Source organism: Lederbergia lenta NBRC 16444 (genome assembly GCF_001591545.1).
GTDB classification, from domain to species: domain Bacteria; phylum Bacillota; class Bacilli; order Bacillales; family Bacillaceae_C; genus Lederbergia; species Lederbergia lenta.
The window spans coordinates 458,193-470,579 of record NZ_BCVC01000002.1; the positions used below are offsets into that span (position 1 = coordinate 458,193).

Below are 12,387 nucleotides of genomic sequence, written 5' to 3' on the forward strand. Positions count from 1 at the left end.
ACCTTTTAGAAAACCCCCTTTTTTAAAAAAATTAGTGAAATAGGAATAAATCCTCTCAGAGTGGGAAAACACTAGAGTTGAGAGGAGTGAATCAATGCTACACATCAAGAAATTTAGCATAAGGTTAGTAATGAGTTTGTTAGTGATTGGAGCGTTACTCACGACAGTTGAATTTGTGTCTGGGGTCAAAATGCGTTCATTGGCAGCATCAGCTCTAAATAAAGTTAACTTGGCATACCCGAATCATGTTGATAAATCAGTAGAGCTGTCATTAAAGTCGTTATTTAAAGGAAAAGAAACATACAGAACATACCCATTAGCTGTTGCCAAGGAGACCAGTTTGGAAGTCTCAAGAGATTGGTCGAAATATCCTAGCAAAGAAGTAGTAGCAACGGGGTATACTGCTGGAGTGGAGTCAACTGGGAAGAATCCAGGACATCCCTTATATGGAATTACATATTCAGGAGTTAAAGTGAAAAGAGATCTTTATTCAACCATTGCTGCCGATCCTAAGGTGTTTCCGCTCGGAACAGTGCTATTCATCCCAGGCTATGGATATGGGGTTGTTGCAGATACAGGATCAGCAATTAAAGGGGACATCATAGATTTATATTTTGAGACAGTTGCTGATGTGTATAATGAATGGGGAAAACAAACGGTTGAGGTATATATTATTCAAAAAGGCAACGGGAAAATAACTGAAAAAGAGTTAGTTGCGATGAATGAGGATGAAACAATGCAAGTATTTCGCCAGAACTATATAAAAAAGAAATAATGAAGAGGCTGATTCAGTTATCAGCCTCTTTATTAGTAAAAGATGTAGATTTTAATGATAATAAATTGCATACATGATGCTGCTGGTAGCTTATAGGATACTATATAAGGCCAAAGACCAAATGATTCCGGTTAAAGCGCCGAAGAATACTTCTACTGGTTTATGTCCAAGTAGTTCTTTAAGCATTACTATTTCTTTCTGTTTATCTGTATGTGTTTTATTTTTCCAAATATTTGTATCTTCTAACATTCGTTGAAAATCAGCAGTCAATCTATTAAGAACAGCCGCTTGTTCGCCCGCTTGTCGCCGAACACCCTTTGCGTCATACATTACAATCAAAGCAAAAATGGCCGAAACAGCAAATAAAGTGGAATCCATTCCTTCATGCAATGCGACTCCAGTAGCTAGAGAAGTAACCGCCGCTGAATGTGAGCTAGGCATTCCCCCGGTTGAAGTTAATAGCTTTAAATCCACTTTTCTTGTCATAAGATAGTGTAGGGGTACTTTAATAAATTGGGCAAAAAAGATGGCCGAGATTGAAGCCCACAGTGGAAAATTTGTAAAAACCTCCATCAAAAAACATCCTCTCGTCAAATGTGCAATGTGGTTATTGTATATATTACCACAATCTGCTCATAAGAAATCACTCTCAGCAATTAATGGTATATCCATTCCTTTAATAAATGATTTCTATGCCTATGAATTCGAAGCCACTCCTTTTTTCCGTTATAATAAGATTGAGGTGATAGGAATGTATCAAGTTACCAATAAAAATCCATTTGAAAGCGTACAGGAGTGTATGTTGATTGGTTTGTTTGACAAGCCGGAAAAATTTTCTGGAGTATTACAACCTCTTGATGACTCATTTCAAGGTGGGTTAACTGAACTTGTTAAATCAGGAGATATTTCAGCAAAGTTAAAAAAAGTTTCAGTTGTACATAGTTTAGGAAAGACAGATATTAAGCGCAATCTCTTTATCGGTTTAGGCAAGGAAAAGAATATTACTTTTGATCACGTACGTGAAGCTTTTGGTGTCGCTTTTAAAAAAGCTAAAAGTCTGAAATTACATTCTATGTCTATAGCTCTTGATACGTTTGTAAATGAGAAAATTACTGCACTTGATGTGGCACATGCACTTAGCGAAGCTTCTATACTTGCAACGTATGAATTTGCTGGTTACAAAAAGAAATCGAATGAACCCGAAGTGGATATTACGCAAGTAGAAGTATTTACTAATAGTGAGCAAGAGGCTATTAAAGCAGCTTTACTTGTTGGTGATGCTCATGGCAAAGGAACGAATCTTGCTAGAACGCTTGTCAATACGCCTAGTAATTTATTAACAGCCACTCATCTCGCAGAATATGCGGGTAGATTAGCGAGCTTACATGATTTCGAATTAGAAATCTTAGAAAAGGCGGATATGGAAAAGTTGGGAATGGGTGCATTTCTTGCCGTCAATCAAGGATCTGTAGAACCACCAAAAATGATTGTGTTGAAGTACCAAGGTCGCGAAGAATGGAAAGATGTTCTTGGACTTGTTGGAAAGGGAGTTACATTTGATACTGGCGGCTATTCGTTAAAACCAAAGGATGGCATCGTTGGAATGAAAATGGACATGGGAGGAGCAGCTGCTGTTCTAGGTGCAATGGATGTGATTGGTCGCTTGAAGCCTGAACAGAATGTGGTCGCGGTAATCCCAGCAACGGATAATATGGTAAGTGCTGAAGCTTTCAAACCAGATGATGTTATAACTTCGTTAAGCGGAAAGACAATTGAAGTATTGAATACAGATGCGGAAGGAAGACTCGTACTAGCTGATGCAGTAACTTACGCAAAGCAACATGGTGCAAACTATTTAGTAGATGTAGCTACACTTACAGGTGGAGTAATCATTGCCTTAGGACTTGATAAAACTGGGGCACTTACAAATAATGAAGCATTCTTTGAAGAAGTGTTACAGGCTTCGTATGAAGCGGGAGAATTTATTTGGCGTCTTCCATATACTGAGAAAGATAAAGAAAGAGTACGTGGCAGTAAAATTGCTGATTTAAATAATTCACCAGGACGGGAAGGCCATGCAATCATGGGGGGTGCCTTCATTGGAGAATTTGCCGAAGAAACCCCTTGGGTCCATCTTGATATAGCAGGTACAGCTTCCATATCTAAAGATCATGAACTTGGGCCTGCAGGAGCAACTGGCGTGATGGTTCGAACACTCGCATTACTTGCAGAAAGATTTGAACCCATTCAATAAGCAAAATAAATATAAGCCCTCAAATCCTCTTTAGTAAAGGAGGTTTGAGGGCCTTTTTTACAGGTATAATGCTGATGACAGCCAGTAAATACTCCCGCGTAGCTTATAAACAATGTTCAACGGCCGGTATTTCATTCGTGACGGCATGTAAAGGAACTTTTGAAGGCAAGTAAGCATGAAAATCCTCTTATTCAACTCGTGCAAATGCAGAGAAAAAAGTGGCTGTTTATAAAATAATATTTTTTTCATTCAATCCTTTAATACGCAAGGCAAAGAAGTAAGGAAAACTATGGTCATTGTGTCTGATTCTCTCTAATTTACTGGCTACTCTTTGTAGAGATGCATAGTCCTATCTTAATAATGATCTTCAAATCTATAAACTTCAGAAAAATTTATTGACAGTAACATGGATGGGGTGTATGCTAATAATTGTATTTTATCACTCTACCAATTTAGCGAACTAAAGGATTGTTTTGTTACTGAAAGGAGTATTTATTATGAATGCCGTTATTATAGCTGTATTAGTCATGCTTATTCTTAGTTTATTGAGAGTCAACGTTGTTTTTGCTTTAATTGCAGGGGCTTTCGCGGGAGGTCTTTCTGGAGGATTAAGCATCAGTGAAATTATAGATGCATTTTCTGGGGGAGTTGGCGGAGGAGCAAATATTGCACTGAGCTATGCACTTCTAGGTGGATTCGCTATTACGATTTCTTATACAGGGTTACCAAAATGGCTCGTAGATATTGTTCTGAAAGCAGTCAGCAATAAAGGAGATTCGAGAGGGAAATCTTTATCAAAAGCATTAATTATTTTCGTTATTTTACTTATAGCATGTTTCTCTCAAAATTTAATTCCGATTCATATTGCTTTTATCCCGTTACTTATTCCGCCGCTTCTATATATTATGAATGAGTTTCAGATCGATCGTCGCTTGATCGCTTGCGTATTGACATTTGGTTTAACTGCGCCATATATATTACTGCCAGTCGGGTTTGGCCAGCTGTTTCATCAACTACTTGCTGAAAATTTTGAAAAGAGCGGCCTGCAAATGAATGTTGCTGATATCACTGGGACAATGGTTATTCCAGTAGCAGGAATGGCAGTCGGATTGTTGGTCGCTATCTTTATTTCTTATCGTAAACCTCGAGTATATAAGCAAGAGGCTATAATAGAGAAAAATACCGATCAAACGTATACGAAACGAGGAATTATCTATTCTTTCATCGCTATAATTGCAACAGTAATTATTCAAATTGAGACGGGATCAATGATTTTCGGAGCTTTATCAGGAATTCTTGTTCTGTATATAACTGGTTCGGTCAAATGGAAAGAAGCAGACTCACTTTTAACACAAGGAATGCAGATGATGGCTTTTATCGGTTTTGTCATGATTGCCGCATCAGGTTTCGCTGAGGTAGTAGCAGCAACAGGAGATGTAGAAAGTCTTGTTAAGAGCGCAGCTGATTTAATTGGTAATAATCGTTCACTTGGTGCTTTACTCATGTTAATTGTGGGGCTACTTGTAACAATGGGAATTGGTTCGTCATTTTCCACCATTCCGATTATAGCAACTATTTTTGTGCCACTTGCACTTGAGCTTGGATTCAGTCCACTGGCAACCATTAGTTTAGTAGGAACAGCTGCTGCCTTAGGAGATGCAGGGTCACCAGCATCAGATAGTACATTGGGGCCAACGGCTGGTTTAAATGCAGATGGACAGCATAATCATATTTGGGACTCATGCGTACCAACATTTTTACACTATAATATCCCACTCATATTATTTGGTTGGTTTGCTGCCATGATTTTATAAGTAGGAAAATGAAAAGTGCCCATGCCATATCCTCTCTTGTTGCATAAACAGATATAGAAGGGCTTTTAGCTCAGAAACAAGGGAGGAAACTGAAAATGAATTATTATCGCGGTCCACAACCACGTCCTGATAGCCGCTTTTTCTTTGGTGCTCCGTTGCTAGGAGGATTTGTCGGCGGTTTAATCGGCGGTGGTCTTGGTGCTACATTTGCACGTCCACGCCGCCCGTATTATCCATATCCGTATCCACCACCATCTTATTACCCTTATGGCGGGCCAACAGGTCCATATAACTATGGTTACGGTGGATATGGCAGTCCTTACAATTATTAAACACCGACGGCTCTCTGATCTTATTCAGAGGGCTTTTTTTATAGGGAGAAAAGATACGGCTCAATCTGCTTTTCTTATCGTGATAGATATTATACGATATACATAAAATGGAGTGATTATATGGACATTAAAAATACGTTAATAGAAGCGCTTGGAATGGAGTTTATAGAAGTTGGTCAAGGCAAGGTAGTTGCGACAATGCCGGTAGATGAGCGGACAAGGCAGCCGTTCGGATATTTACATGGAGGTGCTTCGGTTGCCTTAGCTGAAACAGTGGCAAGTGTCGGTGCCTCGGTCATGATAGATTTAAAGAAGGAAATTTGTTTTGGCCTTGAAATAAATGCCAATCATATCCGCTCTAAACAGGATGGGGTCGTAACCGCTATAGCAGAAGTTCTGCATCGTGGAAAAAGTACAATGGTATGGGATATTAAAATAAAAGACGAGGAAGAGAAACTGATTTGTGTATCTAGATGTACAATGGCTATTGTTCCGGTAAATGCAGAATAACCCACCAAGTTGTTTAAAATGGTGAGCAGCGGGAATGAGAAAACTAGATAGGCTTTATCTAAAGGAGTGTATGGAAAATGCCTTGGTCAAAAAATGATTATCCAGACTCAATGAAAAATCTTTCTGAAGATGTTCGTGATAAGGCGATAGAAATTGCTAATGCTCTCCTTAGAGACAATAAGGAAGAAAGCCGAGCGATATCAATCGGGATCGCACAGGCTCGTAAATACGTCGAAGGCGATGATTATGATCGGCCGGAATATCACATAACAGCTGAAGACGAAAGCTGGATTTTGAAGAAAAAGGACGGTAAAAGAGCGATCAAGCGAGAAGATACAAAAGAACGTCTTCTTGGAGAAGCGAAAGAATATGTAAATGACCATGACGGTATACTCGTTATCTATACGGAGAATGGCGATATTTCGCAAAGATTATATGAATAAACGAAGAAGGGTGCCTAATTCTAGGTAGCCTTTTTTCGTTTGTTAGACTGGTACTCAAAGGCGTAGCGAGTTCATAAAAAGATCTTCCACTCATATAAATATAAAAGGAATGTAAAAAGGTGGAGATTAGTTGAAAACGAGTATTATTATTCTCACATACAATGAGTTAGCATTAACAAAACAATGTCTTAACAGTATTCATAAACATACAAATGTCGATGACATTGAACTCATTATTGTAGATAATGGTTCAACAGATGGGACAGTTGATTATTTAAAGAGCTTAGAAAAGGTTCAGACAATTTTCAATGGAAAAAATCTAGGATTTGCTAAAGGGTGTAACCAAGGAGTGGAAGTGGCTACTGGCGAAAATATATTATTTTTAAACAATGATACGATTGTGACAAAAAACTGGTTGCAATCGATGCTAAAGGTGCTATATAAATCGGAAAAGGTTGGTATGGTTGGCCCGGTGAGCAATTACGTTAGCGGTCATCAAAAAATTGATGTCCCGTATCAGACTATAAATGAAATAGATATTTTTGCTAGTGAATATTGTAAGGAAAATCTTGAAAAAACAAGACAGGTATTACGGCTAGTTGGCTTTTGTTTATTAGTAAAACGTGATCTTATAATTAAGATTGGGTCTTTTGATGAGCGTTATGAGTATGGATCATTTGAGGATGATGATTTGTGTCTCCGAGCACTTCAACATGGATATGAGCTCTATATCGCTTTAGATGCATTTATTCATCATCATGGCCATGCTACATTTACTGGAAATCAAGATATTGATATAAATTATCTATATTTGAGAAATCAACAACATTTCATAGATAAATGGGACATTGATTTAAATTATTATATGCATCCTCGGTATGAAATCGTTCAGTTAGTACCGATGGAAGCAGGGAAGATATTAGATGTTGGATGTGGTGCTGGTGCTACCGGGTTAGAGTTAAAGAATCGTCAATCATGTCAGTTATTCGGAATTGAGTTAAATCCACTCGCTGCTTCTTTCGCTAAATCTCATTATCAAGCAGTATATGAGGAAGATGTAGAGCCACTGGAACTTGCATTGCCAGATGGTTATTTTGATGTCATCCTTTTTGCAGATATATTGGAACATCTGAAAGACCCAGGAAAGGTTATCCAAAAATACGCTCAGTTGTTAAAACCTGGTGGAAGTATGATTTGTAGTATTCCTAATATATTACATGCAGAGGCATTATTTCCATTACTCCAGGGATATTGGAATTATCAAAATGCAGGAATTTTAGATCGAACCCATTTGCGGTTTTTTACGCCTAATACTGTTGAAACATTGTTTCCCAGCGATATGTTTGAAATCCGAACGAAAAAATATAATTATATTGAAGTGGACCCAAAGGTGGCCCTATTTTTCAACGAAGTTAGCCACCTTGCCCAAAAGTTCGATTTTTCAATGAATCAATTATCGGATCAAATTAAAATATATCAAATAATCATGCATGTCATACGAAAGGCGTAGCTGCCCGTTAAACTTTGCCTGTACGATGTACGATGTACGATGTATGATGTAGGTCTCACGAGACGTTGCTACAGGACATGGCAACGTCGAGAGATCTCGTAGTGTCGAGATAAGAAATACGGTAGGCCTGTAAAGCGAACCGATGTTGGCTTATCCTTGGAATTATCCTGAAGTTTGCTAGGAGGTGGGCATTGTTTCCGCAAGATCTGGCATAATTAACAATTCATTGTGACCTGCTTTAAGCAGGGAGAAGTTAAGCCTGGAGTACTTTTTTAAAGTACTCTTGATTTGCTACGATACTAGGTTGTGTTGGATAGTAATTAGCCGCGAGTTCATTGTGCTGATTTGCCAGCTTATATTGTCTAAGGCGATCATAACAAACGGCTAGCTGTAAGTGGGGGAGCCAAGTAGAGTGGGCTTGATTTTGGAAAAAAAGAGTTTTGTTTTCATCTTGATCTGAAATAGCTTGTTCAAACCAATGTGCAGCGCTTAGGTAATCTTCCTTTTGTAAAAATAAAAATCCTATTCTGCAACAAGTTTCAGGCTGCGGTGGGCCATAAGAGAGTGAACGTATGGTCCAATCAAACTTCAAATCTTCTAAACCAAGCTGCTGGTAACAATCGGCTAACTTGTTACAGGCACGAATATTATCCTCTACCCATCCGTTCTTAGTATCTAGGAATTGTAGATAATGTTTAATTGCTTTTTCATAAAAGCCATGATCCATTAGTTCATTGGCATAGTAAAACAAATCACGTGGAGACAATATTGCACCTGATGACAACATTTTTTCGTATATATGCAAATTGCGGAAAGAAGGCTCCTCATCACTTTGCGGCATATGCTTCACCCTCACCTCACTGTGACTAAGGTTACCGCCAACAGCAAGAAATTCATGAACGAGTCCAACCCAATGGAAAGATCTTTCTCTTTTCACAAGTCGATATCTTCTGAGACTTGAAGTAACTATCCCCTCTTCGTCAAATGCTAATTGATACTCCATAGAAACAGCATCTATTTCAGGTTTGAGATCTTTCTTCAGTTGTATCAATTTCTCCCTATCTTCTTCATGAATGATATCATCAGCATCCAACCAAAGGATATATTCTTTCGTAGCTTGATCGAATGAAAAATTTCGAGCTGCTGCAAAATCATCTATCCAAGCGAAGTTAAAAATACTATCTGTATAAGTACTTATAATCTCCTTTGTGCGATCTGTTGATCCCGTATCAACTATTATTATTTCATCCACAATATCCCTTACAGAATCTAAGCATCTTCCAATAACATTCTCTTCGTTTTTAACAATCATACATAAACTTATCGTAGTCAAAAAATCAACCTCCCACAATTATTTTATGCAGAGAAAAAAGTACTGATTATCTTTATTCTTTTCACAAAAAATCGAATCAGTAATCATACCTTATAAATTAGATTGGCTTCTTTTATTAGGGGATAAATTCTAATTTAAACATTCCGTTCTATGGTTTTTGCTTGCTGAAAAGCTTTCTCCGCTTCCACAAATTCACCTAGTTTTTCAAGGCATAATCCCTTATGATGCCAAGCTTTAAAACTGCCTACACCTTTTAAAATGAGGTGATCTTTGTGTTCTTCCCCGAGCTCTATACATTGTTCGAACGTCTGTATAGCTTCTGTATATTTTTCTAAATTATATAAAATCCAACCTTTATAAAAATATAAATCAACATAATCTGGGTAAAGAAGGATAGCTTTTTCAATACTCGGCCATGCTCCATCAAAACTTCCGGTTTCTATTAAAATGGCATATTTTAATTTATACGTAATTGAAGGCGGCTTTTCTCCTTTTCGTAGGAATTTAAGAATGGATTGGTTGATATATATGAAAGCACGTTCATATTCTTTGTTTCGATAGTATTCACTTGCTAAATGATATTCTGTCGATGGTTCATGTGCTTGATCACGAAGCTCTTCCTTGAGAAGCTTCATATTACGTTTAGCCTTTTGTTTTTTATTCACAATGCCCTGTAAATATCCATAATGTTTAATCTGTGCTTGAATGGGTTGTCCTTCTATACCCGACGGGAGACGAAGGTTTTCATGAATTCTATTATAAAACCTAATCCCATGATTGTTTCTAAATAAGCGCGGTTGATAATGTATGAATGCTTCGTTTTCATTGGCTAAAGTATCACCATAATAATTAATAGTCGGTAATGTAAATACTTTTGTATCGGTCGATTCCAAAGCTTCTTGTATTTTTAATTTACCATGCTTATCTAACTCTTCATCTGCATCTAACCATAAAATCCAATCCCCAGTAGCTTGAGACAACCCATAATTGCGTGCTTTGGCAAAATGTTGATTCCATGAATATTCATAGATTTTTGCTTTGTATTTTTTACATAAGGTGGTGGTCATATCAGTCGAACCTGTATCAACGATGATTATTTCATCGACTAAAGCATGAACACTATCTAAACACCGTTCGATACAATCTTCCTCATTCTTAACAATCATACATAAAGAAATAGTGGACATTTCATACTCCCTTTCACGAAGTAATTAAATGAAACATTGGTCATATCTAAATTTTCGGTTTCCAAGGCTTTGGAATAGGGTTATTATTTGTTATGTTTACGAAGTAATCACTTGATAAATAGAACGATAAAATCTTTTCTAAGGCATGCTCACATTGAATTCGGTATTCACTTTTTATAAACGGAATGGACTTTGCTATATGTTGAAACATTTGAAAAGACCGTTTTGCAGAGTTTTTGATCTCTTTATTAGATAAGGTAGTTTTGGAGTTGGGATTTCTTACTATTAAGTGTATAGAATGATTGCACGTAAGAAGATGATGCAAATCCCAAATTAGTGATAGCGATGCTGCAATATTTTTTTCTGCCCGAATTTTTTCTTGTGGGGTCAATAATTTGGAATCTAAATGCTGAAGCTCTTCAGTTAAAAATAAGATGAAAGAATGAAAAAAGCGGGTAGACATACGTTCACTTTTTAATAATTTTTCGTACGTCTGTGAAGGGCTGATATTCATGATAAAAAATCCGCTCCTTTCTATTGCATTACATTACACTTTCGAAGTATTAGAAGTCTTTACAACGGCAGTGATGACAATGATAGTCTTCGGATTCCTCATTGGAGTTACAATCACAGTCACATCTATAGCCATCTTCATTTAAGGATGAAACCTCATCTAATTTCATATTGAGCAACATCTGTGATTTGACTATTGTACGGAGTGTTTTATTGACACTATCATTCATTTGAAGAAAGTCATCCAATGAATCAGGGCAAGTTTTTAAGAATGACTGCAGTTTTTCCCCTTCAGCATTTAATATATGGGAAAGTCCAATTTCCTCTAATGCTACCGAAGCTAGTAATAAATCAATTGTTTTGCAACGGGAGAGTGATATGATTGGAGTTATATTAGGGATATTGGGTAATGACAAACCTTTCTCCTCCCTTACAAAGTATTTGCATCCTTTTTCCACCAGTCAATTATCTCTTTGAAGGATATAAGCTTTTATTCCTTCAACACCATATTGTACTCTGGGATTATGACTTAGTGACAGTCCATTTTCGAGAAATGCATATTTACAATATATTAAAATCAAAAAGCTCTTATTTTCGCCGGAATTAGGAAAAGTCCGTGTGGAAAATAGAAGCTTTTTAGTTAGAACTCGTATCATTTTATTCTATGATTCGTATTACATCATTTAACTTTGTTCCCAGTAAAAGTTCTTTTTTTATCACTGTTTCAAGAGTCGATTGCACATTGTTATTTATTTGGATGAGATCGGCCATTGTGGCTGATGGGCTTGGTGATCCTGGTAATGTTCCCAAAACATATTGGATTTTCTCGGCTTCTGCATTAATGATATGTGCTAAACCAATTTCTTCCAAGGCGATGGAAGCTAAAAGTAAATTAATCACATCATCTCGGTCTATAGAAATCTCCGGGGTGATATTTGGTATGTTAGCTTGAGACATTTTTCGTATCTCCTTTCACTTTAAGATGGAGCACAACAATATTACTATATGAAAACTTGTTTGTTTGTTGCTATAATTAGGCACTTGAAAATTAACAGAATAAAAAATAGGCGAATGAAAAATTTCTTCATTCGCCTAATCCTGCATTCTAGTTGCTTGACATTAGTTGATCGTAATACCCGCACTAGCATAACCAGCTAGGGTTGTAGCTATATTAATTAATCCAGTTGTTGTAATTGAAAACACCAATAATAAGCGAGTTTCTGGTGTTACGGTAACATTTAACCCAGTTGCAATTCCATTAGTAGTTTGACCAACTGTAATGGTTATCCCCGTAAGTGGCGCCAAGTTTACAAGTGCACCAGGTATTGCTGAAAAAATATTGTCCGGGGTGGTTGAGCGATATAGTTGTGCTGTAACGTTAATACTGCTTCCTAACCCAAGTGATAATCCAGCAGTCACACTAAAATAGGCTGCTATCTCATTGATTATTCCAGTACGTGGAGCAGAAAACGAATAGTTTAGCAGCCCTCCGCCGGCCCCTGTTAGGTCTAGTGTAGCCCCAAGAACACTAGGAGTAGCAACAGAACTACCAAATCCGATCATACTACCAAGGCCAACTACTGGTGGAGTAACACCAGGAATAGTGACAATTGTGGTTAGTGTTACAGGTAGACCAGATGCGAATGGAATAATAGCTCCACCACCACCCGTAGCTCCAGTAGGTCCCGTAGCTCCAGTAAGTCCCGTAGCTCCAGT

General features: G+C 37.5%; 14 protein-coding genes. 7 read left to right on the forward strand and 7 right to left on the reverse strand.

What is annotated here, in order from left to right:
* Positions 1–94 precede the first annotated feature (94 nt).
* On the forward strand, positions 95–775 hold the full coding sequence (gene spsC / locus BLE01S_RS12130) for a stationary phase survival protein SpsC (RefSeq protein ID WP_066142161.1): 681 nt from the start codon (positions 95–97) through the stop codon (positions 773–775).
* 90 nt (positions 776–865) lie between these two features.
* Here spsC and BLE01S_RS12135 read toward each other — a convergent pair whose 3' ends face one another.
* Positions 866–1,348, reverse strand: coding sequence for a divergent PAP2 family protein (locus tag BLE01S_RS12135; RefSeq protein WP_066142163.1), 483 nt, complete (start codon positions 1,346–1,348; stop codon positions 866–868).
* A 178-nt stretch (positions 1,349–1,526) separates the two neighbouring features.
* Here BLE01S_RS12135 and BLE01S_RS12140 point away from each other — a divergent pair, with 178 nt between their 5' ends.
* The 6 genes from BLE01S_RS12140 to BLE01S_RS12165 all read left to right on the forward strand — a co-directional run bounded on the left by BLE01S_RS12140 (position 1,527) and on the right by BLE01S_RS12165 (position 7,638).
* The gene (locus BLE01S_RS12140) at positions 1,527–3,029 is read left to right on the forward strand and encodes a leucyl aminopeptidase (protein WP_066142308.1); all 1,503 of its coding nucleotides are present in this window, start codon (positions 1,527–1,529) and stop codon (positions 3,027–3,029) included.
* A gap of 497 nt (positions 3,030–3,526) precedes the next feature.
* Entirely contained in the window at positions 3,527–4,843 is a 1,317-nt protein-coding gene (locus BLE01S_RS12145) for a Na+/H+ antiporter family protein (RefSeq protein ID WP_066142170.1), read from the forward strand.
* Between the two features lie 95 nt (positions 4,844–4,938).
* Entirely contained in the window at positions 4,939–5,175 is a 237-nt protein-coding gene (locus tag BLE01S_RS12150) for a hypothetical protein (protein WP_066142173.1), read from the forward strand.
* Positions 5,176–5,295: 120 nt separating this feature from the next.
* Positions 5,296–5,685 (forward strand): hotdog fold thioesterase, encoded by a 390-nt coding sequence (locus BLE01S_RS12155; RefSeq protein ID WP_066142174.1) that lies wholly within the window; start codon positions 5,296–5,298, stop codon positions 5,683–5,685.
* 77 nt (positions 5,686–5,762) lie between these two features.
* Positions 5,763–6,128: a DUF2188 domain-containing protein gene (locus BLE01S_RS12160; protein WP_066142175.1), complete on the forward strand. Its 366-nt coding sequence runs from the start codon at positions 5,763–5,765 to the stop codon at positions 6,126–6,128.
* 130 nt (positions 6,129–6,258) lie between these two features.
* Positions 6,259–7,638, forward strand: a complete 1,380-nt coding sequence (locus BLE01S_RS12165; protein ID WP_066142177.1) for a glycosyltransferase — start codon at positions 6,259–6,261, stop codon at positions 7,636–7,638.
* A gap of 253 nt (positions 7,639–7,891) precedes the next feature.
* On the opposite strand, the gene BLE01S_RS12170 is transcribed toward BLE01S_RS12165, so the two are convergent.
* The 6 genes from BLE01S_RS12170 to BLE01S_RS12195 form a co-directional block, all read right to left on the reverse strand.
* Positions 7,892–8,971, reverse strand: a complete 1,080-nt coding sequence (locus tag BLE01S_RS12170) for a tetratricopeptide repeat-containing glycosyltransferase family 2 protein (protein WP_066142180.1) — start codon at positions 8,969–8,971, stop codon at positions 7,892–7,894.
* 134 nt (positions 8,972–9,105) lie between these two features.
* Positions 9,106–10,158 (reverse strand): glycosyltransferase family 2 protein, encoded by a 1,053-nt coding sequence (locus BLE01S_RS12175; protein WP_231955839.1) that lies wholly within the window; start codon positions 10,156–10,158, stop codon positions 9,106–9,108.
* 46 nt (positions 10,159–10,204) lie between these two features.
* The gene (locus BLE01S_RS12180; RefSeq protein ID WP_066142183.1) at positions 10,205–10,672 is read right to left on the reverse strand and encodes a hypothetical protein; all 468 of its coding nucleotides are present in this window, start codon (positions 10,670–10,672) and stop codon (positions 10,205–10,207) included.
* A gap of 49 nt (positions 10,673–10,721) precedes the next feature.
* Positions 10,722–11,087 (reverse strand): alpha-helical endospore appendage domain-containing protein, encoded by a 366-nt coding sequence (locus tag BLE01S_RS12185; RefSeq protein ID WP_174521724.1) that lies wholly within the window; start codon positions 11,085–11,087, stop codon positions 10,722–10,724.
* A 241-nt stretch (positions 11,088–11,328) separates the two neighbouring features.
* The gene (locus BLE01S_RS12190) at positions 11,329–11,628 is read right to left on the reverse strand and encodes an alpha-helical endospore appendage domain-containing protein (protein WP_066142189.1); all 300 of its coding nucleotides are present in this window, start codon (positions 11,626–11,628) and stop codon (positions 11,329–11,331) included.
* A 162-nt stretch (positions 11,629–11,790) separates the two neighbouring features.
* Positions 11,791–12,387: exosporium glycoprotein BclB-related protein (locus BLE01S_RS12195; protein ID WP_274379914.1), on the reverse strand; the 597-nt coding region annotated here is incomplete at its 5' end.